The organism is Pseudomonas sp. SMV71 (assembly GCF_052042015.1).
Lineage (GTDB): Bacteria > Pseudomonadota > Gammaproteobacteria > Pseudomonadales > Pseudomonadaceae > Aquipseudomonas.
Genome location: NZ_JBKGGU010000002.1, coordinates 1 through 23,900 on the forward strand (window position 1 = coordinate 1; position 23,900 = coordinate 23,900).

Genomic DNA, 23,900 nt, shown 5'->3' on the forward strand with positions numbered 1-23,900 from the left:
CGTAAAGGCGGAACCGTAAGAAGCCGTTACCACAGTAATGGATATGTACACAGAAATCCCGGTAGCCCCTCAGCCCGCCTCACGAGCAAGCTTTGCTCCCACAGACCTCCCACAAGAAACATAGCCAACCGCCACGACGCCATTGACTCACCCCCACCCCCCGAGCTAACTTCCAGCCATGACCCTGACCATACTGCCCAGCCAGCCAAGCATTATTACCGCCATTCCTTATATGGCGGGCTAGCTGACGGCTGCACCCAACCCGCCCTGGAGGCGGGTTTTTTCTTTCTGTCTCCCGGGTTCCGCCCAAACCAGGAGACCGCCATGCCCGCTACCCCCGCCGGACAAGCCTTGCTGGAACACTACGTCAAGAAAATCCTCGCCGCGCCAGTGTACGAACTGGCCGTGCACACGCCGCTGCAACCGGCGCCTGCGCTGTCCGAGGCCCTGGGCAACCGGATCCTGCTCAAGCGCGAAGACCTGCAACCGACCTTTTCCTTCAAGATCCGCGGCGCCTATAACAAGCTGGTGCAGCTGACGCCCGAGCAGCGGGCCATGGGCGTCATCACTGCATCGGCCGGCAATCATGCCCAGGGCGTGGCGCTGGCGGCGCGGGAGCTGGGGATTTCGGCGAGCATCGTCATGCCTTCGACCACCCCGCAATTGAAGGTGCTGGGCGTGCGCAACCGGGGCGCCGAAGCGCTGCTGCATGGCGAGAGCTTCCCGTTCGCCCTGGCATACGCGCTGGAGCTGGCCCGGCAGACCGGACGGGAGTTCGTTTCGCCGTTCGATGATCCTGAGGTGATCGCCGGGCAGGGCACCGTTGCCATGGAAATCCTGCGTCAGCACCCGGGCAGGTTGGATGCGATATTCGTTCCGGTTGGTGGTGGGGGCCTGATCGCCGGGATTGCGGCCTATGTGAAGTACCTGCGCCCGGAAATACGCATCATCGGCGTCGAGTCGCAACACTCCGCTTGCTTGCAAGCGGCGCTTGCGGCCGGAGAGCGGGTCTCCTTGCCTGCGGTCGGAACCTTTGCAGACGGGGTGGCGGTGGCGCAGATCGGCGCCCATGGCTTTGAGATCTGTCGCTTTTGCGTGGATGAAGTGCTGACCGTGAGCGACGACCAACTCTGCGCGGCGATCAAGGATATCTATGACGATACGCGCTCGATCACCGAGCCGTCCGGCGCGCTGGCGGTCGCCGGTATCAAGCATTACGTGGCGAAAACGGGCGCGCGAGACCAAGTCCTTGTGGCGATTGATTCCGGAGCCAATATCAACTTTGACAGTTTGCGCCACGTGGCCGAGCGCGCGGCCGTAGACGTCCGTTGATTTTTTTACAGTGCGTCACACTTTTTTCGAGGCAGGCGACGGGTGCCCGGTATGCCGATCACAATAAGGACTACTCTAGGTTGGCAGCGGCGATTCAAACCCTTGCACATTGCATGAGCAAATCACCGTTTCCATGCAAATTGCACGAGCGAGTCGTCACGCAGCGAAGCTAAGCCATTGATTTACATCGATGGACGATATCCACGATACAGGCATATTTTTTGCGGTGTGATTAGGGAGTTCGCTTCACGGGGCTCAATTATTCGAAAACGCCAAGAACGAACGAACGGCACGGCATTCGTAGTCCCAGTCCGCAGGGAAGAAACGGACGAAAATACCGCCGCCGTGAACATAAATTGGCCGCCTCAACAGGAGAGAGTTGCCATGTTTTTATCTGCCCTCGAAATGCGAAACATCATTGAAAGCAGTCTGCTGCCCAAGCGCTCGCAATGCACTTTGTCACCTGACTTGTCGATGACGGTCAAGATTTACGACGATCATGAAACCGATCGCGTGGCCTTGATCAAAACCGACATCGATGCCAAGAAGCTCACCGGCTGCCGGGCGATCAACGACCTGATCGCCGAGCTGCGTACCGAGCTCGATCATAGCCACGCTTCAGGCAACCAGTTCCACGCGCAACATCATCGTATGACCGGGCGCTGACAGCGGCCTTTGCCTGGATATCCTGACGCTGGGTCGGCTATTGTCCGAGCCCGGCGTCCAGTTTTTTATGCGTCCGATCAGGCCAGTTGCCGGCGGTAGGGCAGGTCTGGTCCGGTGTTACCGCAGGTCAGGGCCGCAGCGCCCATGGCGAAGTCGAGCATGGCGCTGATCTGTTCGCGGGTCAGGGTACACATCCCTTCGACAGAGTCGAGTCCCTGTTCCGTCAGCCAGGTAATCAATGCTGCCTGAAAGGTGTCGCCGGCACCTACGGTGTCGGCAATCTTCACTGCTCGGGCCGGGGCCGACCAGCTACCATGTTGCCGGCTGAATACCGTCGCCCCTTGACCGCCCCGCGTCAGGAACACCAATTGGCAGCGGTGCTCCAACCAACCTTCAATGACCGCCTTGGGATCGAGCTCGGGATAGAGCAGGCGCAGGTCTTCGTCACTGACCTTGATTAGGTCGGCATATCCCACCAGCGTCGCGATCCGCGAGCGCCACAACTCGATGTCCGGTTGCGGGTTGAGCCGTACGTTGGGGTCCAGGCTGATCAGGCGCCGGCCGCTTTCACGTTGCACTAGGGCCATCAAGGTGTCGGCAATCGGTTGCACCACCAGGGAAAACGAGCCGATATGCAGGCCGCGCACCTCGGGGCCCAGGGTGGGTAGATGTTCCAGACTCAGATGGCGGTCGGCGCAACCTTCGCCGCGAAAGCTGTAGTGAGGGGAGCCATCGGCCCCGACGGCCACCATCGCCAGAGTCGTCGGCGCCTCGAACTCCAGCAAATACCGGTCACTGACACCTTCATCAAGTAGCACCTTGTGTAGCCGCCGACCGAGGTAATCGGTAGACAGCCCGGCAAACAAGGCTGAATCCACCCCCAGGCGCCGCAGCCCCACCGCTACGTTGAACGGCGAGCCGCCGGCAATCGCCTTGAAGTTCACTTGCGAGGCCGGGCCCTGCGCTTCGTTTTCGCTGAAAAAATCAAACAGTGCCTCACCACACACCAGATACATAGTTGCTTGCTCTCACAGGATTGCGACGTGCTGTCGATAACGTTCATAAGCGGTTTGCGCTGCCGCGACATTCCCGGCGTCCGGCCGGGTTTCGCTGGCCGGGTCGAGCTTGACGCAGCGCTCGCACAGGTCGGCCAGGCCCTGGGGTGAACCTGAATGGCACCAGGCTGCCTGGATCGCCGCTCCGAGGGCGGCCGCTTCACTTTGTTCGGTGCAGATGACCGTAGTGTCCATGATATCGGCGACGATCTGCCGCCACACCGCGCTCTTCGAGCCGCCACCGATCAGGCGGATGCTCTGGGCCTGCAGGCCGTTGGCCCGCAGCAGATCCAGGCCGTAGCGCAAGCCGAAGGTCGTGCCCTCGACCACGGCCCGGCACAGGTTGGCCCGGGTCAGGTTGGTGGTGGTCAGCCCCAGCAGACTGCCCGTGGCATGGGGCAAGGCGGGGACGCGCTCGCCGTTGAGAAATGGCAGCATGCTCACGCCGTCGGCGCCGATGGGGGCCTCGGCCACCAAGGCATTGAAGGTTTCGATGTCCAGCGCCAACAGCTCGCGGATCGCTCCGGTGGCGTTGGTCAGGTTCATGGTGCAGATCAGCGGCAGCCAGCCGCCGCTGGAGGAGCAGAAGGTCGCCACCGATGGTTGCGGGCTGACCGCGGGCTCGGCGGAGTAGGCGTAGACCGTGCCGGAAGAACCGAGGCTCATGGTAATCACGCCGGGCTGGATGTTCCCGGTGCCGATGGCGCCCATCATGTTGTCCCCTCCGCCGCTGGCCACCACCGCGTTGGGGTTGATACCAAGGTGCGCCGCGATGGCCGGCAGGATCTGTCCCACCGGTTGATGGGCTTCGATCAATTCCGGCAGCGCCTTGCACAGGCGACCGCTGGGGTCGATGTGCTGCAGCAACTGCGTATCCCACTGGCGGGTGCGGACGTTGAAATAACCGGTGCCCGACGCGTCACCGTATTCCGTGCAATGGCGCCCGGTGAGCCAATGATTGAGGAAGTCGTGGGGCAGCAGGACGCTGGCGATGCGGTTGAACAACTGCGGATGCTGTTCGCGGGTCCAGAGCAGCTTGGAGACCGTGTAGCCCGGCGCGATGACCACGCCCAGACGCTCCAGAGAGCCGCTTTCGCCGCCCAGGTGGGCCAGCAGCCGATCATTCTCCGGGGTGCTTTCAGTGTCGCACCAGAGTTTGGCCGGACGCAGGACGGCGCCTTGCTCATCGAGCAACACCAAGCCGTGCTGCTGGCCGGAAACGCCGATGCCGAGGATGGCCTGACCATCGACCCCCGCAGCTGCCAGTGCCTGGCGAGTCGCCTCGGCGAACGCGTCGAGCCACTGCGCGGTGTCTTGTTCGCGGCAGCCGTTGGGGCCGCTGATCATCGTGTGGGCTGCAGCGCCCAGGCCCAGGACCTGACCACTGGCGGCATCCAGCACCAGAGCCTTGGTGCCTTGGGTGCCGCAGTCGATGCCCAGGTACAGTTGTTGATTCGCCATGGAAATCCTCAGGTTATGGGTCTCGGTACACAATGATCAGTTGAACACGGTCCCCCGTGGCGAGGGAGCTTGCTCCCGCTGGGCTGCGAAGCAGACCCAAATGCCTGACACCCGGTCCGTCAGACTCACCGCGTCGTCCGGTTTGGGGACTGCTGTGCAGCCCAGCGGGAGCAAGCTCCCTCGCCACAGGAATAATGTTCAGTACGCACGCAGTCTAGCCTGCATCCGCCAACACCCGCTCCAGCGTGTGCGTCACGCCATGCTCGCGCAAGCTGTTGCAGCACCACTCGAATGCTGCCACGAACTCCGGAGAGCGAGGGATGGCGCTGCCGAAAATCTCCTCCACCTCCAGCATCCGTTGAGTCACCAGCGCATCGTCGGCCACCAACGCCTGGCAGAACGCTGCCCGCGGATCGGGAATCGAGTAGCTCACGCCATTTTCGTCCACGCCCTTGAGGTATACCGCCCAGGCCGCCACCACCAACGCCGCACGCCGGGTTTCGGCGCCGTCGGCAATCAGGCGGTTGATGGTCGGCACGGTGAACTTGGGAAACTTAGACGAGCCATCCGAACAAACTCGCTCCAACTGATCGGCAATCGCCTGGTTGGAAAAACGCTCCACCAGGGTGTTCTTGTAATCGGTCAGGTCGATGCCGGGCACCGGCGCCAGTTGCGGCGTCACGTCCAAGTCCATGTAGGCGCGCATGTAGCGTACGAACAGTGGATCATTCATCGTTTCATGGACGAAGCGGTAGCCCTTCAGGAAACCGAGGTAGGTCAGGGCCAGGTGGCTGCCGTTGAGCAGCTTGATCTTCATTTCTTCGTAGGGCGTCACGTCGGCGGTGAACTGCACGCCGACCTTTTCCCAGGCCGGACGACCGTTGACGAACTTGTCCTCCAATACCCACTGCACGAACGGTTCGCAGACCACCGGCCAGGCGTCGTCGATGCCATGTTCGTCGTGCAATTGCAGGCGATGAGCGACGCTGGTCATGGGCGTGATTCGGTCGACCATGGCGTTGGGGAAGCTGACGTTATGGTCGATCCAGTGCGCCAGCTCGGCGTCACGCAAGTTTGCGAAGGCCAGCAGCGCCTTGCGGGTCACCGCGCCGTTATGGGGCAGGTTATCGCAAGACATCAAGGTGAACGCACGGGTGCCATTGGCCCGGCGTTTGGCCAGGGCGGCGCAGAGAAAACCGAACACGGTCTTCGGCGCGTCCGGGTGGGCCAGGTCGTGCTGGATCTGCGGCAGTTGCGCCATGAATTCGCCGCTGCTGTCGTCGATGCAGTAGCCGCCTTCGGTGATGGTCAGCGAGACGATGCGGATCTGCGGGTCGGCCAGTTTGTCGATCAACGCCTGGGCGTCGTCCTCGGCCAGCAGCATGTCGTTGATGGCGCCGATCACGCGCACTTCGGTGTCATCGGTATCGCCCAGTTCATACAGGGTGAACAGATAGTCCTGCCCGGCCAGGTCGTCCCGGGCGCGGCGGTCTTCAGCGCGCAAGCCGACGCCACAGATGGCCCAGTCCAGGCCTTCGCCGGTATTCATCAGGGCATCGGTGTAGTACGCCTGGTGGGCCCGGTGAAAACCGCCGACGCCGATATGGGCGATGCCCTGGCGAATATCGCCCAACGGGTAGGCGGGCAGGGCGATGCCCGGGGTGAGGTGGTGCAGGTTTTGTCGGTTGAGTTTCATTGCAGGTCTCGGCAATCAGGCAGCGGCGCGCAGCGCGCGGGTGACCGCTACGCCATCGGCATCGAATAAGTGGCAGTGCTCGGCATCCAGGTGCAGGTTCAGCTGTTCGCCGAAGCGGCTCGCCAGGTCACCACGAACGCGCATGGTCAGCGCCTCGCCGGACGCCGTGACGACGTGGCAGAAGGTATCGCTGCCCAGCCGCTCGCTGACGTCAGCGGTGACTTGCAGCGTGCAATCGCCCGGTTGCGCCAGGTTCAGGTGTTCCGGGCGAATCCCCAGGGTCACCGGGCCGCCGACGTTCAGGCTGGCGCCGTTCAAGGGCAGGTTGATGCGGGTGCCGGCATCCAGCAGGACTTCACAGCCCTGGCTGTCCAACGCGGTGACCTTACCTTTTAGAAAACCCATTTTCGGCGTGCCGAGGAACCCGGCGACAAACAGGTTGGCCGGCTGGTGATACAACTCCAGCGGCGAGCCGACCTGCTCGATGCGCCCACCGTTGAGCACCACCACCTTGTCGGCCAAAGTCATGGCTTCGACTTGATCGTGGGTCACGTAGATCATGGTCGCTTGCAACTCCTTGTGCAGCCGCGCCAGCTCCAGACGCATCTGAACCCGCAGCGCGGCATCGAGGTTGGACAGCGGCTCGTCGAACAGGAAGATTTTCGGATTGCGCACGATGGCCCGGCCGATCGCTACCCGTTGGCGCTGGCCGCCGGACAGTTGCTTGGGCTTGCGCTCCAGCATCGGCCCTAGTTCGAGGATACGCGCCGCTTCGTTGACCTTTTTCTCGACCTCAGCCTTGGGCACGCCCGCCAGGTCCAGGGCGAAGGACATGTTCTTGCGCACACTCATGTGCGGATACAACGCATAGGTCTGGAACACCATCGCCAGGTCGCGCTTGGCCGGGCTGACTTCGGTGATGTCTCGGCCATCGAGTTCAATGGTGCCGTCGCTGACTTCTTCCAGGCCGGCGATCAACCGCAGCAGTGTGGATTTGCCACAGCCCGACGGGCCGACGAAGACCACGAACTCGCGGTCGTTCACTTCCAGATCGATGCCCTTGATGATCGAGAAGCCCTCGAAGCCTTTCTGCAGATTCTTGATTTTCAGGTTGGCCATGATGATGGGCCTCCACTTCTGATAATTATGTAGGGCGCGCTATTTCACGGCGCCGAAGGACAAACCGCGCACCAGCTGTTTCTGGCTGATCCAGCCGAAAATCAGGATCGGCGCACAGGCCAGGGTCGAGACGGCGGACAGCTTGGCCCAGAACAAACCTTCGGGGCTGGAGTAGGACGCGATCAACGCGGTCAGCGGCGCGGCTTTGGACGAAGTCAGGTTCAGCGACCAGAAGGCCTCGTTCCAGCACAGGATCAGCGATAGCAGCACCGTGGAAGCCAGGCCGCCCTTGGCAATCGGCAGCAGCACCCGGACCATTTCCTGCCACAGCGTGGCACCGTCCAGCCGGGCCGCTTCGAGGATGTCGCGGGGGATGTCCTTGAAATAGGTGTAAATCATCCAGACCACGATCGGCAGGTTGATCAGCGTGTAGATGACAATCAGCGCCAGTCGGGTGTCCAGCAGGCCGAAACTCTTGGCCAGCAAGTAGATCGGCATCAGCACGCCCACCGGCGGCAGCATCTTGGTGGAGAGCATCCACAGCAGGGTGCGTTTGGTGCGCTGGGTTTCGTAGAACGCCATGGAGTAGGCCGCCGGCACTGCGATCAACAGGCACAGGGCGGTGGCGCTGAAGGAAATCACCACCGAGTTCCAGGCGAAACTGAAATAGTCGCTGCGTTCATTGATGTGCAGGTAGTTCTCCAGCGTCGGCGTGAAGATGAACTGCGGCGGCGTAGCGAAGGCATCGATTTCGGTCTTGAAGCTGGTCAGCACCATCCAGAAGATCGGGAAGAAGATCAGGATCGCGATGGCCCAGGCCAGCGTGCCCAGCAGCAGGCTTTGCAGGCGACGGGATTGTTGAAGGGTCATGGCTGCGGCCTCAAGGCTTGTCGGTGAGGTTTTTGCCGATCATCCGCACCAGGATGATGGCGGCGATGTTGGCGATCACCACGGCGATCAGGCCACCGGCCGAAGCCATGCCGACGTCGAACTGCACCAGCGCCTGGTTGTAGATCAGGTAGGCCAGGTTGGTCGAGGCGAAGCCGGGGCCGCCGTTGGTGGTGGTGAAAATCTCGGCGAACACTGACAGCAGAAAGATCGTCTCGATCATCAGCACCACGGCAATCGGCCGGGCCAGATGCGGCAGGGTCAGGTGCCAGAAAATCGCAATTGCTCCAGCGCCGTCCAGGCGGGCGGCTTCTTTTTGCTCCTGGTCGAGGGACTGCATGGCCGTCATCAGGATCAGGATCGCGAAAGGCAGCCATTGCCAGCTGACAATGACGATGATCGACAGCAGCGGATAGTGGGCCAGCCAGTCCACCGGCTCGGCGCCGAACAGTTTCCACACCGCGGCGAGAATCCCCGAGACCGGATGGAAAATCAGGTTCTTCCAGATCAGTGCGCTCACGGTGGGCATGATGAAGAACGGCGAAATCAGCAACACGCGCACTATCCCGCGACCAAAAAACTCACTGGCCTCCAGCAGGGCGCTGATCAGCACGCCCAGCACGACACTGATCAGCAACACGCTGCCCACCAGCAACAGTGTGTTGGTGGCGCCCGGCACGAAACCCGAATCCGTCAGGAAGTAGGTGAAGTTCTCCAGCCCGACGAACTCGTTCTCGCCGGGATAGAGCAGGTTGTAGCGGATCGTCGAGAAGTAGACGGTCATGCCCAGCGGCACGATCATCCACAGCAGCAACAAGGCTACCGAAGGGCTGACCAGGAACCAGCCAGGGTTCGCCAGACGGATCTTGCGCGCCGGCGGCGCCATCTCGATGGGGGCTTTGGCGGTTGTTGTTGAAGTATTCATGGCGATCATTCACTCGTTAGGCAGCCATTCCCTGTGGCGAGGGAGCTTGCTCCCGCTGGGCTGCGCAGCAGACCCAAAGAACCAGGGCCGCTGCGCGCTGGAGCGCCAGCCCGGCCCAGCGGGAGCAAGCTCCCTCGCCACAAATGGAGTGTTTCAGACCTTATTTTGGATACCCGGCGCGCTTCATCTCACGCTCGGTGGTCGACTGCGCGGCGGCCAGGGCCTGGTCCACGGTCTGCTGGCCGGTGAGTGCGCCCGAGAAGAACTTGCCCACCTGGGTGCCGATGGCCTGGAACTCAGGGATGGTCACCAACTGGATGCCGATGTAGGGCACAGGCTTGAGGGTCGGTGCCTTCGGGTCGGCGACTTTCAGCGATTCCAGCGTCACCTTGGCAAACGGCGCGGCCTTCATGTACTCATCGCTGTAGGTCGAGGTGCGGGTGCCTGGCGGTACATTGGCGATGCCGTCGGTCTTGGCCACCAGTTGGCTGTATTCCTTGGAGGTCGCCCAGGTGGTAAAGACCTTGGCGGCGTCCTTGGCTTTCGAGCTGGTGGGGATTGCCAGGGACCAGGAATACATCCACGAGGTGCCCTTGTCGGTTTTCTCGTGGGGCGCGAAGGTGAAGCCGACGTGATCGGCGACTTTGCTCTGGGTCTTGTCGGTGACGAACGAACCGGCCACGCTGGCATCGACCCAGATCGCGCACTTGCCGCTGTTGAACAGCGCCAGGTTCTCGTTGAAACCGTTGCTGGATGCGCCTGGCGGGCCGGATTTTTTCATGTTGTTGACGTAGAAATTCAGCGCGTCTTTCCACTCGGGCCCGTTGAATTGCGGTTGCCATTTCTCATCGAACCAGCGCGCGCCATAACCGTTGGCGAGGGTGGTGATCAGCGCCATGTTCTCGCCCCAGCCGGCTTTGCCCCGCAGGCACAGGCCGTACTGTTCCTTGGACTTGTCGGTGAGTTTCTCCGCGAACTCGCCGATCTGGGTCCAGGTCGGGTGTTCGGGCATGGTCAAACCGGCGTCCTTGAACAGGTCGGTGCGGTAGTAGGTAATCGAGCTTTCGGCATAGAAGGGCAGGGCGTACAGCGACCCCTTGACGGACAAGCCGTCACGTACCGAGGCGAACACATCATCCAGGTCGTAGGAAGCCGGCAGGTCTTTCATTGGCTCCAGCCAGCCCTTGGCACCCCAGAGTGCAGCTTCGTACATGCCAATGGTCAACACGTCGAACTGCCCGCCTTGGGTGGCAATGTCTGTGGTCAGGCGTTGCCGCAGGACATTCTCTTCAAGCACCACCCAGTTCAGCTTGATGTCCGGATGCTCGCTCTCGAAGGTTTTCGAGAGCTTCTGCATACGGATCATGTCGCTGTTGTTGACGGTGGCAATGGTCAGGGTCTGCGCGCCGAAACTGACGCTGCTGAGGGTCATGCAGGTGGAGACAAGCAGAGCTTTTACCGAAGGTTTCATCGCGCACTCCTTTTCCGCGCCGATAGGCTACAGAAGGACAGTTATTGTTTTTGTGTCTTCCGGATGAAGGGAAGAATGTGCGCTGATTACAGCCCTCTATGGACGGCATGACAAATCATCCGTCGCACTTGTGCTGATACTTTTTTGCACTGATCGAGAACAGGGTGAAAGGATTAACCTGTGGCGAGGGGATTTATCCCCGCTGGGCTGCGGAGCAGCCCCCTTCATCCTGATCGATATACCGCAGTGGTAGAGGTATCTGGGGCCGCTGCGCAGCCCAACGGGGCGGTGCGACGTTTCGCTAAGTCCCCTCGCCACAAGGGGCTCAGCCCTGGTTCTGCTCCGTCAGGCGCTGCACCGCCAGCCGGCGGTAGTGAGAAGGCGTCATGCCTTTGAGCTGCTGGAAGCGTCGGTTGAAGTTGGAAATATTGTTGAAGCCCGATTCGAAGCATACGTCTGTCACTGGTTTGTCGCCGTCGGCCAGCAGTTCGCAGGACTTGCTGATGCGCAGGCGATTGACGAACTCAATGAAGCAGCGCCCGGTGGCCTGCTTGAACACCCGACTGAAGTAGGTGGGTTTCATGCCCAGGTGCTCGGCGACTTCTTCCAGGGACAGCTCTCGGGCGTAGTGGGCAAAAATGTAGTCCACCGCGCGGTTGGTGCGGTCGATGCTGTGCTCGTCCGTGGATGGCGTGGACGTCGACCCCGACAGCAGTTGGTAGTCGTCGCTGGCGGCCAGCAGGTCCATCAGGATGAAAAAGTATCCGAGACGGCTCATCCCCTGGGAGTCGGCGATGCGTTGCATCAGGATCATCGCCTGGCGAATGGTGCGCTTGCAGCGAAACTCGATGCCGTATCGGGCCCGTTCGAGCAATGGCGTAATGGGCTTGAGCTCGGCAAATACCTGATGACCGCTGTCGAACAACTCATCGGTGAAGTTCACCAGCATGTCGCGCTTGGGCACCACCTCATCCTCGGTCACCTGGCTGATCCAGTTATGAGGCAGGTTGGGCCCGGTGAGAAACAGCGTCTGCGGATAGAAATTGCCGATGTAATCGCCGATGAACACCTTGCCGGAGCTGGCGGTGATCAGGTGCAGCTCGTATTCCTTATGGAAATGCCAGCGCACCAGCGGGCAAGGGAAGCCGTGCTGACGGTAGATGATGGACAGGCCGTTGTGGTCGTCCATCAACTCGTAGGAAGGGTCGGTGACTCTTGCGGTTCGGGTCATGGGCCTGAGGCTTTTGTTGTTATCGCCATTGGATAATGCCCCCTTCGCCGGATCGGTGCCAGCCCGGACGGTCGGTTCAGTGGTTGCGGTTCTTTTCTTCGATCCACTGGGACATGTATTGGGTGCTCTTGTGCTGGTGGTGGCGCAGCATGCTGCCGGTGAAGTTGTCGCGGCGGCGTTGCGCCAGGTTGGTGCGGCAGGCGTCGATGCTTTCGATCAGTGCCGGGCCATGCACCTGCCGTCGGTAACGCTTGGCGAGCAGGGCGAGGCCGGCGTCCCGGGCCTGGGTCCAGCGTGCCGGGTCGCTGTAGAGCTGCACCGCAGCGTGGGCGATGCCATCGGCGCTGCGGGCAATCGATCCCGGCCAGGGCAGGTCGCCGTGCATGGCCTCGGCGCCCACCGGGGTGGTGACATTCGGTGTGCCGCAAAGCATCGCGTCGATCAGTTTGCCCTTGATACCGGCGCCGAAACGCAGCGGTGCCAGGCAGATGCGCGCCGCCGACATCACCTGCAAGGCGTCCTCGGCCCAGTTCATGATATGAAAGCCCTGGGCCGGATTGTGCAGGGCGGCGGCCTTGGGCGGGGTGTAGGCGCCATATAAATGCAGTTGTGCGCCAGGCAGTTGCTGGCGGATCAGCGGCCACACGGCGTTTTTCATCCAGAGCACGGCGTCCCAGTTCGGCGCATGGCGGAAATTGCCGATACTCAGAAAATGCGCCCGTTCTTCGAAAGGCACGAGGGGCGCGCTGGGCGGGTCCGGCATCAACGGGCACCAGTGCAGCAGGCTGCGGGGCAGCTTGAAGTGTTCCACCAGCAGCTCGATCTCCACCTCCGAGACCATCAGGTTCAGGTCGCAGCGATATAGCGCGGCGATTTCGCGCTTGGCCAGGTCGGTGTCGGCCATCAGCTCGAATTCCTCGCGCAGGGCAGGGGCAAACAGGTCGCTGAAATCCTCGGATGCATCATCGGCCTTCAACCGCTCCTTCAGGCGCTGATGGCGGGCGTGACGCAGGCTTTGCAGGTCGGAAGTCTCCAGCACACGCAGGGCATCGGGGCAGTGTTTCTCGACACGCCAACCGAACTGTTCTTCCATCATGAATTGATCGAACAGCACGATATCCGGCGCCAGTTCCCGGATGAACGCGTCGAAACTGCTGTTATTGAGTTCGATCGGCACCTCCCGGATGCCCAGCGCCGCCAGATCGGCGCGGTGCTCGCCAAATCCTGCGGGGCTGCTGAAGGTAATGTCCCAGCCTTCGTCGAGGAAGGTTTCGAGGATCTGCATGACATGGCCACTGGCAGCGGATGAGCGCGGTTCCGGCCAGACGTAGCCGATGACCAGGACCTTAGTGGCAGCGGGATGAAGCATGAGCAGGCAATCCTAAAGGCGAATCAGGCGCAGTCGGCGCGCGGGGCGCCGATAGTGACCAACAATCGGATCCGGCTCAAGCAAGAATACGTTGGACCTTGTCGCGTAGCTGGTCGATGGAAAACGGCTTGCCGATCACCGCCATGCCTTCCGGTACATCGATGCTCTCGGCGTAGCCGCTGGCAAACAGGATCGCCAGCCCCGGCCGCACCAGTCGGGCCTGCTTGGCCAGCTCTCGGCCGTCCATCACCGGCAGGCCGACATCCGTCATCATCAGGGCGATGGGCAGCGCCTCGTCGCGCAAAAATGCCAGGGCCTGATCACAACCATCCGCCTCCAGCACCTGGTATTCGAGTTCTTCGAGCACATCGACGATCAGCATGCGCACGATGTCATCATCCTCGACGACCAGGATGGTGGGTGGGTGGATGGGGGCGGGGATGGACATAGTCGGTCTTCTCAAAAAATGAAATCGGGACGAGCGTAAAAAACGGCCTCCTGCATGAGTAAGTTGCAGGGCGGCACAAGTTCCCCGACTTGTACAACAAAGGATCTATAGTACAAGAGCTGACAAGGATAGTCGCTGCGTCGCGACAGGGCAGTTCGCTGTGGGAATTGTGCCTTTTATCTTGTCAGATATGTGGATACAACCGACATTTTTCGGGCAAACTCCACGGTTTTCAACTGTCCACCAAGGCCTATTCCATGACTCCTTCGTCTACGGTTGACGAACAAAGCTTTCGCAAGCTCCTGAGCCGCAACATCAGCCTGCCGTTGGGCATCGGCGCGCTCAGCGCCGTGTTCTTCATCGTGTTGATCACTTATCTGTTGTCGGTGATCCAGTGGGTCGGGCATACCGACCGGGTGATCAATAACGCCAACGAAGCGCTGAAGTTGAGCGTGGACCTGGAAACCGGTATGCGCGGCTACCTGCTCAGCGGCGATGAGCACTTCCTCGACCCCTATGAAGTCGCCAAGCCTCGTATTGCTGTGGCCCTGGAAACATTGTTGGAATTGACAGCCGACAATCCGACCCAGACCGACCGCCTGCACAAGGTACAGGCACTGCAGGCGGAATGGACCAGCTACGCCCAGAGCATGATCGACCTGCAACGCTCCAGCGGCGACTACAGAGGGGCGATCAAGGCCGGGCGCGGCAAGCGTCTGACGGACGAGATCCGCAACACTTTCGAGGAAATCGTCGAGACTGAACAGCAGCTGCGCGTGGCCCGCAACGAAGACGTGCGCGCCACCACGATCTGGAGCATCGCCCTGTACCTGCTGTTCGTTGCCGCCGTCAGCGGACTGCTGGCCTATATCGGCCGCCGGGATCTGTTGAGCCTGTCCAACAGCTATAGCGCCACCCTGAAGAAACAGCAGCAAAGCGCCGAGCGTCTGGAGAAGCAAGCCTGGCTGCGCACGGGGCAGACCCAGCTGGCGGAGCAGGTCCTGGGGCAACTGACCCTGAATCTGTTGGGGCGCAATATCCTGCAATTTTGCGCCCGATACCTGGGCTCCGCCGTCGCTGCGTTGTATGCGCGGGAAGAGACCGGCGTGCTCAGGCGTGTCGCGACTTACGGGATGTCCCGGGAGGACGACGAGCAGCACCAGATCATCATCGACGGCGAAGGCATCGTCGGTCAGGCCGTCAAGCAAGGGCGAGCTATCCGTCTGGACGAGGTCCCCGACGATTATCTGAAAGTCAGTTCCGGGCTCGGCCAAGGTCTGCCCAACAGCGTGGTGGTGATGCCCACCAGCGATGACGACCGGATCAATGGCGTCATCGAGCTGGGCTTCCTGCGCCCCTTGACCGATCGCGATGTCGAATTGCTGGAGCTGGTGGCAGGCAACATCGGCACGTCCATCGAGGCAGCCCGTTATCGCCAACGTTTGCAGGAGGTCTTGGCAGAAACCCAGCAATTGAACGAGGAGCTGCAAGTCCAGCAGGAAGAACTCAAGACGGCCAACGAGGAGCTGGAGGAGCAGTCGCGGATTCTCAAGGAATCCCAGGCGCACCTGGAAACCCAGCAACAGGAACTGGAGCAGACCAACGAGCTACTGGCCGAGCAACGCGACGCCATGGACCAGAAGAACAGCGAGCTGAATCTGGCCCAGATCCAGTTGCAGGAGCGCGCCGAAGAACTGCAGCGTTCGAGCAAATACAAGTCCGAGTTCCTGGCGAACATGTCCCATGAGTTGCGCACGCCGCTCAACAGTTCGTTGATCCTGTCCAAGCTGCTGGCGGAGAACCCGCAGAAGAATCTCAGTGAAGAGCAGGTCAAGTTCGCCGAGTCGATCTACTCCGCCGGCAATGATTTGCTGAACCTGATCAACGATATCCTGGACATTTCCAAAGTCGAGGCCGGTAAGCTGGAAGTGCGTCCGGAGAGCACCAGTGTGCAACGCCTGGTGGAGGGGCTGCGGGATATGTTCACGCCGCTGGCCGCCGACAAGGGCTTGAGCTTCGAGGTGCAGGTGCTGCCGGACGCACCGTCGATGCTGTATACCGACCGCCAACGCCTGGAACAGGTGATCAAGAACCTGTTGTCCAATGCCGTCAAGTTTACCGAGCAAGGCGGCGTCAGCCTGTCCGTGGCCGGTCAACCGGGCTCGGGTATCGCGTTCATGGTGCGCGATTCGGGAATCGGCATCGCCGCCGATCAGCAGGAGAGCATCTTCGAGGCTTTCCGCCAGGCCGATGGCACCACCAACCGTCGGTACGGCGGTACAGGCCTGGGGCTGTCGATCTCTCGCGATCTGGCAACGTTGCTGGGCGGCTCGATTTCGGTTTCCAGTGAGCCGGGGCAGGGCAGTGTGTTTACCCTGGTGCTGCCTGAACGCTACGTCGAGCCGGGAGACACGCCGGTAGAGCCAAGAACCTTCACCCCGACGGCGACCGCGCCGGCACCGGCTCCGCAGTCACGCGAAACGGCCCGCGCACCGCTGATCGCCGAGGTGGACCTGCCCATCGTCCGGTTCGCCGATGACCGCGACAAGGCACCGTTCGACACCCGTTGCATCCTCGTGATCGAGGATGAGCCCAAGTTTGCCCGGATCCTGTTCGACCTGGCCCATGAACTGGGTTATCAGTGTCTGGTGGCCCACGGTGCCGACGAAGGCTTCGACCTGGCCTCGCACCTGAGCCCCGATGCGATCCTGCTGGACATGCGCCTGCCGGACCACTCCGGGCTGACAGTGTTGCAGCGGCTCAAGGAGCAGCCCGAGACGCGGCACATCCCGGTGCACGTGATTTCCGTGGAGGACCGCGTCGAGGCGGCCATGCACATGGGCGCCATCGGCTACGCCGTAAAGCCCACTACCCGTGAGGAACTCAAGGAGGTCTTCGCCCGCCTGGAAGCCAAGTTGACGCAGAAGGTCAAGCATGTGCTGCTGGTGGAGGACGATGACCTGCAGCGTGACAGTATCACTCGCCTGATCGGCGACGATGACATCGAGATCACCGCCGTCGGCCTCGCGCAAGAGGCGCTGGACCTGCTGCGCACCAATGTCTACGACTGCATGGTTATCGACCTGAAGCTGCCGGACATGCTGGGCAACGACCTGCTCAAGCGCATGTCTACCGAGGATATCTGCTCGTTTCCACCCGTGATCGTTTACACCGGGCGCAACCTGACCCGGGATGAGGAGGCCGAACTGCGCAAGTACTCGCGCTCGATCATCATCAAGGGCGCCCGTTCGCCGGAGCGCCTGTTGGACGAGGTGACACTTTTTCTGCACAAAGTCGAATCGCGGTTGTCCCATGAGCGACAAAGGATGCTCAAGACCGCCCGCAGCCGCGACAAGGTATTCGAGGGCCGCAAGGTGTTGCTGGTGGACGACGATGTGCGCAACATTTTTGCCCTGACCAGCGCCTTGGAGGCGAAAGGGGCGGTGGTTGTCATCGGCCGTAACGGATATGAGGCGATCGATCGCCTGAACGAAGTCGAAGACATAGACCTGGTGCTGATGGACGTGATGATGCCCGAGATGGATGGTTTCGAAGCCACCGCACGGATCCGCAAGGACCCGCGCTGGCGCAAGCTGCCCATCATTGCCGTAACGGCCAAGGCCATGAAAGATGACCAGGAACGGTGCCTGGCCGCGGGCTCCAACGATTATCTGGCCAAGCCGATAGACCTGGATCGTCTGTTTTCGCTGATTCGCGTGTGGTTGCCGAATATGGAAAGAATTTAGTGGAACGAGACTCTGACATTGAACTTCGGTTGTTGATCGAGGCGATCTACCTCAAGTACAGCTACGATTTTCGCGATTATTCCGGCTCATCGATCAAGCGCCGGGTGCAACATGCGCTGGGCCAGTTCGAATGCAAGACCATCTCGGCGTTGCAGGAGCGGGTGCTGCACGACCCGGGGGCCTTCATGCAGTTGCTGCAACTGTTGACGATACCGGTCAGCGAGATGTTTCGTGACCCGACGCACTTCCTCGCGATCCGCGAGGAAGTGGTGCCGCTGCTCAAGACTTACCCCTCGATCAAGATCTGGATAGCCGGATGCAGTACGGGGGAAGAGGTCTACTCCATGGCGATCCTGTTGCGCGAAGAAGGTCTGCTGGACCGCACGTTCATCTACGCCACCGATATCAATCCACGCTCGCTGGAAAAAGCCAAGCAAGGCATCTTTTCCCTGGAAAGCGTGCGCGCCTATACGCAGAATTACCAGCGCGCCGGCGGCCGACGCTCGTTTGCCGATTACTACACGGCGGCCTACGATTACGCGATGTTCGACAAGTCCCTGTGCAAGAACGTGACCTTCGCCGATCACAGCCTGGCCACCGACAGCGTATTTTCAGAAACTCAATTAATTTCATGCCGTAACGTATTGATCTATTTCAACAAAAAGTTGCAAGATCGTGCGTTCGGCCTGTTTCATGAGTCCCTGAGTCATCGCGGTTTCCTGGTATTGGGCAGTAAGGAGACCCTAGATTTCTCGGCCTACGGCGGGCACTTCGAGCCGTTGGTCAAACAGGAGCGGATCTATCGCAAGTTATGAACCAGTCGACGGACCGATCCGGGGCCCCCATCGAGGCCATTGTCGTGGGCGCATCCGCCGGCGGCGTCGAAGCACTGCTCAAGGTGTTCGGACACCTGCGCCAGGGCTTCGGCCTGCCGGTCATGGTGGTGCTGCACTTGCCGGACCAGCGCGACAGCCAGTTGGCCGAGGTGTTTGGTCATCGCCTCGCGGTACCGGTGCTGGAGGCGCGGGACAAACTGGATATCGTGCCCGGTACGCTGTACTTCGCAACTCCCGGCTATCACCTGTCGGTGGAAGCCGATCGAAGCCTGTCGTTGAGTCTGGAGGAGCCGGTGCACCATTCCCGGCCCTCGATTGATGTACTGTTCGAGTCGGCCGCCGATGTCTATGGACCGCGTTTGCTGGCGGTACTGATGACTGGCGCCAACTGCGACGGCGCCCGTGGCCTGGCGCGAGTCAGGGAACTGGGCGGAACCACGGTGGTCCAGGATCCCGACGAAGCCCAGGTCTCGACCATGCCTGAAGCGGCGCTGGCCCTGCACCAGCCCGATCATATCCTCACTTTGCTAGGCATCGGCCAATTGCTGGCCGGGCTGGAATGAACCACATGCCAAGAGATATTCACGCCAAACTGCTGATCGTCGACGATCTGCCTGAGAATCTGTTGGCCCTGCAGGCGCTGATCAAGGGAGACGACCGCCAGGTATTCAAGGCCCAGTCGGCCGACGAAGCGCTGTCCCTGTTGCTGCAACATGACTTTGCCCTGGCGATCATCGACGTGCAGATGCCGGGCATGAATGGTTTCGAACTGGCCGAGTTGATGCGTGGCACGGAAAAGACCCGCAGCATCCCGATCATTTTCGTCAGCGCTGCCGGTCGCGAGCGCAACTATGCCTTTACCGGCTACGAAAACGGTGCGGTGGACTTCCTGCACAAGCCGTTGGATACCCATGCAGTCAAGAGTAAGGTCAACGTCTTCGTCGAACTCTATCGCCAGCGAAAAGCGGTAAAAGAGCAGGTCATCGCCCTCGAACAGAGCAGGCGCGAGCAGCAATTGCTGGTGCAGCAGTTGGAGGCCACTCGTGGTGAGCTGGAGCAGGCGGTGCGCATGCGCGACGACTTCATGTCCATCGTCGCCCACGAGGTCCGCACGCCCCTCAATGGCCTGATTCTAGAGACGCAGCTGCGCAAGATGCACCTGGCTCGGGATAATGCTGCAGCTTTCACTCTGGACAAGGTGCGGGCCATGGTCGAGCGCGACGAGCGACAGATCAGGAGTCTGATTCGCTTGATCGAGGACATGCTTGACGTTTCGCGGATTCGCACCGGCAAGCTGTCGATCCGTCCGAGCCGCTTCAACCTGACGGCGCTGGTGGAAAACCTGCTGCGCAATTTCCAACCGCAGATCGCGGTCGCCGAATGTTCGTTGAAGTACACGGCAGAGCCGATGGTCGAGGGGCTTTGGGATGAGTTTCGCATCGAGCAGGTGGTCTCGAACCTGTTGACCAATGCCCTGCGCTACGGCGGCAAGAGTCTGATCGAAGTGCGCGTGTACCAGACCCCCGAGCACGCTTGCGTCGAGGTCCAGGACCACGGTATCGGTATCAGCGAGGAGAACCAGAAACGCATCTTCCAGCAATTCGAACGCGTGTCTTCCAAAGCGGCGGCGTCCGGCCTGGGATTGGGATTGTTCATCTCCGAACAGATCGTCACCGCACACGGGGGGACTATCACGGTTGAGAGTCGGATCAACGAAGGGGCGCTGTTTCGCGTGTGCCTGCCCTTGCTGAACAGCGGTGCGCACAAAACCGTCGAACAGACGCAACCTCTGAGTGACTCCAGGGTCGTATCAGCAGCTATTGATCGAACAAAGGCTTCTCATGAGTGAAGATGCGCAAGATGTAGTGTTGATTGTCGAAGATGAGTCGTCGATTCTGACGGTGCTCTCTGCCTTTCTTCAGCTTCAAGGTTACCGGGTGTTGGAGGCAAAGAACGGCGAGGAGGCTTTTGAAATCCTGGCGCGCAAGCCGCACCTGGACATGATGATCACCGATTTCCGTCTGCCGGGCGGGATCTCCGGGGTGCAGATTGCCGAACCCGCGGTGAAATTGCGTCCCGACCTGAAAGTTATTTTTATCAGCGGCTACGCCCAGGAAGTCCGCGATACCGATAGCCCCATCACCCGCAAGGCGCCGATCCTGGACAAACCGTTTGACCTGGATGAGTTGCAGAAAATCATGCAGAAGATGCTTTCGTAGACCTGCTGAGCACGCTTGACCTGCGGTCAGGGAGCTTTCTGTGGCGAGGGAGCTTGCTCCCGCTGGGCCGCGATGCGGCCCCTCTTAGGCAGACACTGTCCGATCAGATTTGCCCCCTATGGGACCGCTACGCAGTCCAGCGGGAGCAAGCTCCCTCGCCACGATAGCCGTCGTGGGCCAGAGATCTCAAACCTCGATCATCTCCCGCACCTTGGCCGTCAGCAGGTCGAAGGTGAAGGGCTTGGTGATCAACTGCATGCCAGGGTCGAGGAAGCCGCCGCGTACCGCTGCATGCTCGGCGTAACCGGTAATGAACAGCACCCGCAGGTCAGGGCGGATCTGTCGGCCGATTTCCGCCAGTTGGCGGCCATTCATGCCTGGCAGGCCTACGTCGCTGATCATCAGGTCGATGCGTTGCTCTGATTGCAGAATAGGCACCGCACTGTCGGCGTCGGCAGCCTCGACAAAGGCGTAACCCAACTCACTGAGTACCGAGCTGACCAGCACGCGCACTGCCGGATCGTCTTCCACGATCAGCACCGTTTCGCCATCCTGCGCTTGCGGTGCATGCGGGATGCCCACTGTCGGTTCGGCGATGGCCTCACCCACGAAGCGTGGCAGGAACAGGTTCACTGTGGTGCCTTTGCCGACTTCGCTGTCAATGGTCACGTGGCCGCGCGATTGTTTGCTGAAGCCATAGATCATCGACAGGCCCAGCCCGGTGCCCTGGCCGATCGGCTTGGTGGTAAAGAACGGATCGAATGCTCGGCTGATCACCGACTCGGGCATGCCGCAGCCGGTGTCCTGAACGCTGAGCACTACATAATCGCCGGGTTCTAGGTTGCTGTAGGCCTCGGTAAAGTCGGCATTCAGGTGCCGGTTGAACGTCTGTACCACCAGCGTCCCACCGTCGTGCATCGCATCCCGGGCGTTGAGCACCAGGTTAAGCAGGGCGCTTTCCAGTTGGTTGGGGTCGGCTTCGGCGACCCAGAGCTGCTCGTCCAGCCGCATCTCCAGGCGGATGCTTTCATTGAGGCTGCGTTGCAGCAGTTCGCCCATGGACAGGACCAGGGTGTTCATCTGCACTGCCTTCGAGTCCAGCGACTGGCGACGGGAGAAGGCCAGCAAGCGATGGGTCAGGCCGGCGGCGCGGTTGGCCGAGGTCACGCCCAGGTCGATCAGGCTGTCCAGGTCTTCGGTGCGGCCCCGAGCCAGGCGGCGGCGCAAAAGCTCCAGGCTGCCGATGATCCCGGTGAGCATGTTGTTGAAATCGTGGGCGATACCACCGGTCAACTGGCCGACCGCTTCCATTTTCTGTGACTGGCGCAGGGCTTCTTCGTTGTGGCGCAATTGCGCGGTGCGTTCTTCGACTTGCTGTTCAAGGGTTTCGAGGGTGGTTTGCAGGCGCAACTCGCTGTTGCTCAGGTCGATCAGACGGTCCCTGGCCTCGTATTGCCTTCGACGCCCGCGTAGGGCCGTGGTGACCAGGCTGACCAGGGTGACCGGGTGGAAGGGCCGTTCCAGGAACGTCACGTTGCCCAGTTGTGCGCCAAGACGCGCCAGCGGGTTGAGTTCCGGGCCTCCATGATGGGTCAGCAATACGATAGGCAGGTCAGACCAGGCCGGTTGCTGTTCGATCAGCTGGAACAAGGTCTCTAGGCCAGGCCCGAGCAGGGCTTCGGCGGAAACCACCACCAGCCCGGCGCCACGTTCCAGTTCTTCGCACAGATGCACCAGGTGCTGGCAGATCAGCCCCGCGAAACCGGCCTCGTTGAGAATCTTCAGTGCGATCAGGCTGTCCCGCCCGAGTGGTGCAAGGATCAGGGCCCGCTCGGACAAGGGCTCGGCCAACGTCACTGCGGGTCATCCTTGAGCAATGGATTGCCTTCTCCCAGGTAGGTGGGCACTCCGCGCAGCACGCCCTGGAAGGCTTCCAGAGGTTCGCCAATGGTCAGGCCCTTGCCACTGATGCGGTACTCGCGAATGGTCGACTCGTGGGTGCCGGTGCGTTTCTTGATGATAGAGATCGCCCGGCGAACCTTGCCCAGTGCCTCGAAATAACGTAACAACACAACGGTGTCGGCCAGGTAGGTGATGTCCACCGGCGCCTGCATGTCGCCCACCAGCCCGTGTTGTGCCACGGTCATGTAGGTCGCGGCGCCCTTGCGATTGAGGTACAGCAACAACTCGTGCATGTGCAGCACCAGGGCATTTTCTTCTGGCATGGCCGCCTGGTAGCCGTTGATGCTGTCGATGATGACAGTCTTGATGTCGGCTTCGTCCACGCAACGGCGCACGCGGTGGGAGAACTCGCCGGGTGACAGTTCGGCGGCATCGACCTGTTCGATCAACAGATTGCCGGTGTTCTGCAGGGCCTTCAGGTCGATGCCCATGTTTTTCATGCGTTCGAAGAGCAAGCCCAGCTCTTCATCGAAGATGAACAGTGCGGCCTTTTCGCCGCGATTAACGGCTGCGACGGCAAAGATCGTGGAGATCAGCGACTTGCCGGTGCCGGCCGGTCCGAGGACCAAGGTGCTGGAGCCGGTCTCGATGCCGCCGCCGAGCAAGGCGTCCAGACCGCTGATGCCGCTGGACAGTTGCTGGCGCAGGTAGCCGCTGCGGTGTTCGGCGGCCACCAATCGCGGGAAGACATGCACGCCGTCGCCCATGATGGTGAAGTCATGGAAACCGCCGCGGTATTTCTGCCCGCGATATTTGACCACCCGCACACGCCGCCGCTCGGCGCCGTAGGAAGGGGTCAGTTCTTCCAGGCGAATGACGCCGTGGGCGACGCTGTGTACGGTCTTGTCCAGGGACTCGGTGGTCAGGTCGTCCAGCAACAGGACGGTGGCGTCATAACGGACGAAATAGTGCTTGATCGCCAGGATCTGGCGCCGGTAGCGCAGGGAGCTTTGTGCCAGCAGCCGAATCTCCGACAGGCTGTCAAGGACCACACGGGTCGGCTTGACCTGTTCGACCACTTCGAAAATCTGCCGGGTCGCCTCACCCAGCTCCAGGTCCGAGGAGTACAGCAGGCTCTGCTGGTGCTCGGCGTTGAGCAGGTCTTCGGCCGGGGTCAGCTCGAAAATATGCATGTTGTCGGGGAGCACCCAGCCGTGGGACTGGGCACCCTGGCGCAGTTCACGCTCGGTTTCCGATAACGTGATGTACAGCGTTCGCTCGCCGGCCTGCGCGCCGGCTATCAGGAATTGCAACGCGACCGTGGTCTTGCCGGTCCCGGGTTCCCCTTCGAGCAGGAACACATGGCCGCGGGACAAGCCACCGGAAAGGATATCGTCCAGTCCTTCGATACCGGTGGCGGCTTTAGCGCTGAGCAACTCATTGGATGTAGACAAAAATAACCCTCTCATGACTAGGGAAGTCGGCAGCAGGCTAACGTGCGCCTGCAAATGAACTGCCTGAATACTTGACCTTTTG

General features: G+C 61.0%; 19 protein-coding genes. 7 read left to right on the forward strand and 12 right to left on the reverse strand.

The annotated features are described in order from the left end of the window. The first annotated feature begins 324 nt into the window (after window positions 1–324). Together ilvA and ACLEJQ_RS01940 are read left to right on the forward strand one after the other, a co-directional pair. The gene (ilvA, locus tag ACLEJQ_RS01935) at window positions 325–1,332 is read left to right on the forward strand and encodes a threonine ammonia-lyase, biosynthetic (RefSeq protein ID WP_440791654.1); all 1,008 of its coding nucleotides are present in this window, start codon (window positions 325–327) and stop codon (window positions 1,330–1,332) included. Window positions 1,333–1,716: 384 nt separating this feature from the next. Beyond that, the gene (locus ACLEJQ_RS01940) at window positions 1,717–1,998 is read left to right on the forward strand and encodes a DUF1652 domain-containing protein (RefSeq protein ID WP_440791656.1); all 282 of its coding nucleotides are present in this window, start codon (window positions 1,717–1,719) and stop codon (window positions 1,996–1,998) included. A gap of 77 nt (window positions 1,999–2,075) precedes the next feature. Here ACLEJQ_RS01940 and ACLEJQ_RS01945 read toward each other — a convergent pair whose 3' ends face one another. The 10 genes from ACLEJQ_RS01945 to ACLEJQ_RS01990 all read right to left on the reverse strand — a co-directional run bounded on the left by ACLEJQ_RS01945 (window position 2,076) and on the right by ACLEJQ_RS01990 (window position 13,661). Further along, window positions 2,076–3,014 (reverse strand): carbohydrate kinase family protein, encoded by a 939-nt coding sequence (locus ACLEJQ_RS01945; protein WP_440791658.1) that lies wholly within the window; start codon window positions 3,012–3,014, stop codon window positions 2,076–2,078. Window positions 3,015–3,026: 12 nt separating this feature from the next. Beyond that, window positions 3,027–4,514, reverse strand: a complete 1,488-nt coding sequence (gene xylB, locus ACLEJQ_RS01950; RefSeq protein WP_440791660.1) for a xylulokinase — start codon at window positions 4,512–4,514, stop codon at window positions 3,027–3,029. Between the two features lie 214 nt (window positions 4,515–4,728). Next, window positions 4,729–6,210 (reverse strand): mannitol dehydrogenase family protein, encoded by a 1,482-nt coding sequence (locus tag ACLEJQ_RS01955; RefSeq protein ID WP_440791662.1) that lies wholly within the window; start codon window positions 6,208–6,210, stop codon window positions 4,729–4,731. Between the two features lie 15 nt (window positions 6,211–6,225). Continuing rightward, the gene (locus tag ACLEJQ_RS01960; RefSeq protein ID WP_440791663.1) at window positions 6,226–7,329 is read right to left on the reverse strand and encodes an ABC transporter ATP-binding protein; all 1,104 of its coding nucleotides are present in this window, start codon (window positions 7,327–7,329) and stop codon (window positions 6,226–6,228) included. Window positions 7,330–7,368: 39 nt separating this feature from the next. After that, on the reverse strand, window positions 7,369–8,199 hold the full coding sequence (locus ACLEJQ_RS01965) for a carbohydrate ABC transporter permease (RefSeq protein WP_440791664.1): 831 nt from the start codon (window positions 8,197–8,199) through the stop codon (window positions 7,369–7,371). Window positions 8,200–8,209: 10 nt separating this feature from the next. Further along, the gene (locus tag ACLEJQ_RS01970; RefSeq protein WP_440791666.1) at window positions 8,210–9,142 is read right to left on the reverse strand and encodes a carbohydrate ABC transporter permease; all 933 of its coding nucleotides are present in this window, start codon (window positions 9,140–9,142) and stop codon (window positions 8,210–8,212) included. 160 nt (window positions 9,143–9,302) lie between these two features. Next, window positions 9,303–10,613: an ABC transporter substrate-binding protein gene (locus ACLEJQ_RS01975; protein WP_440791667.1), complete on the reverse strand. Its 1,311-nt coding sequence runs from the start codon at window positions 10,611–10,613 to the stop codon at window positions 9,303–9,305. 325 nt (window positions 10,614–10,938) lie between these two features. After that, complete coding sequence (locus ACLEJQ_RS01980; RefSeq protein WP_440791669.1) at window positions 10,939–11,844, reverse strand: AraC family transcriptional regulator; 906 nt, start codon at window positions 11,842–11,844, stop codon at window positions 10,939–10,941. 76 nt (window positions 11,845–11,920) lie between these two features. Next, window positions 11,921–13,213: a glycosyltransferase gene (locus ACLEJQ_RS01985; RefSeq protein WP_440791670.1), complete on the reverse strand. Its 1,293-nt coding sequence runs from the start codon at window positions 13,211–13,213 to the stop codon at window positions 11,921–11,923. Between the two features lie 76 nt (window positions 13,214–13,289). Beyond that, window positions 13,290–13,661, reverse strand: coding sequence for a response regulator (locus tag ACLEJQ_RS01990; RefSeq protein WP_440791672.1), 372 nt, complete (start codon window positions 13,659–13,661; stop codon window positions 13,290–13,292). 257 nt (window positions 13,662–13,918) lie between these two features. On the opposite strand from ACLEJQ_RS01990, the gene ACLEJQ_RS01995 reads away from it, so the two are divergent. From ACLEJQ_RS01995 to ACLEJQ_RS02015, 5 genes are read left to right on the forward strand one after another with little or no spacing between them, the layout of a single operon-like run. Then, window positions 13,919–17,407 (forward strand): response regulator, encoded by a 3,489-nt coding sequence (locus ACLEJQ_RS01995; protein ID WP_440791674.1) that lies wholly within the window; start codon window positions 13,919–13,921, stop codon window positions 17,405–17,407. Next, on the forward strand, window positions 17,407–18,222 hold the full coding sequence (locus ACLEJQ_RS02000) for a CheR family methyltransferase (protein WP_440791676.1): 816 nt from the start codon (window positions 17,407–17,409) through the stop codon (window positions 18,220–18,222). Before ACLEJQ_RS01995 ends, ACLEJQ_RS02000 begins: the two co-directional genes overlap by 1 nt. Next, entirely contained in the window at window positions 18,219–18,806 is a 588-nt protein-coding gene (locus tag ACLEJQ_RS02005) for a chemotaxis protein CheB (protein WP_440791677.1), read from the forward strand. The genes ACLEJQ_RS02000 and ACLEJQ_RS02005 overlap by 4 nt, the downstream gene beginning before the upstream one ends. Window positions 18,807–18,811: 5 nt before the next feature. Next, window positions 18,812–20,092, forward strand: coding sequence for a hybrid sensor histidine kinase/response regulator (locus ACLEJQ_RS02010; protein WP_440791679.1), 1,281 nt, complete (start codon window positions 18,812–18,814; stop codon window positions 20,090–20,092). After that, window positions 20,085–20,462: a response regulator gene (locus ACLEJQ_RS02015; RefSeq protein WP_440791681.1), complete on the forward strand. Its 378-nt coding sequence runs from the start codon at window positions 20,085–20,087 to the stop codon at window positions 20,460–20,462. Before ACLEJQ_RS02010 ends, ACLEJQ_RS02015 begins: the two co-directional genes overlap by 8 nt. Before the next feature lie 186 nt (window positions 20,463–20,648). Here ACLEJQ_RS02015 and ACLEJQ_RS02020 read toward each other — a convergent pair whose 3' ends face one another. Continuing rightward, window positions 20,649–22,319, reverse strand: coding sequence for a response regulator (locus ACLEJQ_RS02020; protein WP_440791683.1), 1,671 nt, complete (start codon window positions 22,317–22,319; stop codon window positions 20,649–20,651). Continuing rightward, window positions 22,316–23,818 (reverse strand): ATPase domain-containing protein, encoded by a 1,503-nt coding sequence (locus ACLEJQ_RS02025; protein WP_440791684.1) that lies wholly within the window; start codon window positions 23,816–23,818, stop codon window positions 22,316–22,318. The genes ACLEJQ_RS02020 and ACLEJQ_RS02025 overlap by 4 nt, the downstream gene beginning before the upstream one ends. Window positions 23,819–23,900 lie beyond the last annotated feature (82 nt).

Excerpts from the sequence above, each read along its gene's own strand:
- ilvA (WP_440791654.1), top strand. The coding sequence starts at position 325 with ATGCCCGCTACCCCCGCCGGACAAGCCTTGCTGGAACACTACGTCAAG.
- ACLEJQ_RS01940 (WP_440791656.1), top strand. The coding sequence starts at position 1,717 with ATGTTTTTATCTGCCCTCGAAATGCGAAACATCATTGAAAGCAGTCTG.
- ACLEJQ_RS01945 (WP_440791658.1), bottom strand. The coding sequence starts at position 3,014 with ATGTATCTGGTGTGTGGTGAGGCACTGTTTGATTTTTTCAGCGAAAAC.
- xylB (WP_440791660.1), bottom strand. The coding sequence starts at position 4,514 with ATGGCGAATCAACAACTGTACCTGGGCATCGACTGCGGCACCCAAGGC.
- ACLEJQ_RS01955 (WP_440791662.1), bottom strand. The coding sequence starts at position 6,210 with ATGAAACTCAACCGACAAAACCTGCACCACCTCACCCCGGGCATCGCC.
- ACLEJQ_RS01960 (WP_440791663.1), bottom strand. The coding sequence starts at position 7,329 with ATGGCCAACCTGAAAATCAAGAATCTGCAGAAAGGCTTCGAGGGCTTC.
- ACLEJQ_RS01965 (WP_440791664.1), bottom strand. The coding sequence starts at position 8,199 with ATGACCCTTCAACAATCCCGTCGCCTGCAAAGCCTGCTGCTGGGCACG.
- ACLEJQ_RS01970 (WP_440791666.1), bottom strand. The coding sequence starts at position 9,142 with ATGAATACTTCAACAACAACCGCCAAAGCCCCCATCGAGATGGCGCCG.
- ACLEJQ_RS01975 (WP_440791667.1), bottom strand. The coding sequence starts at position 10,613 with ATGAAACCTTCGGTAAAAGCTCTGCTTGTCTCCACCTGCATGACCCTC.
- ACLEJQ_RS01980 (WP_440791669.1), bottom strand. The coding sequence starts at position 11,844 with ATGACCCGAACCGCAAGAGTCACCGACCCTTCCTACGAGTTGATGGAC.
- ACLEJQ_RS01985 (WP_440791670.1), bottom strand. The coding sequence starts at position 13,213 with ATGCTTCATCCCGCTGCCACTAAGGTCCTGGTCATCGGCTACGTCTGG.
- ACLEJQ_RS01990 (WP_440791672.1), bottom strand. The coding sequence starts at position 13,661 with ATGTCCATCCCCGCCCCCATCCACCCACCCACCATCCTGGTCGTCGAG.
- ACLEJQ_RS01995 (WP_440791674.1), top strand. The coding sequence starts at position 13,919 with ATGACTCCTTCGTCTACGGTTGACGAACAAAGCTTTCGCAAGCTCCTG.
- ACLEJQ_RS02005 (WP_440791677.1), top strand. The coding sequence starts at position 18,219 with ATGAACCAGTCGACGGACCGATCCGGGGCCCCCATCGAGGCCATTGTC.
- ACLEJQ_RS02010 (WP_440791679.1), top strand. The coding sequence starts at position 18,812 with ATGCCAAGAGATATTCACGCCAAACTGCTGATCGTCGACGATCTGCCT.
- ACLEJQ_RS02015 (WP_440791681.1), top strand. The coding sequence starts at position 20,085 with ATGAGTGAAGATGCGCAAGATGTAGTGTTGATTGTCGAAGATGAGTCG.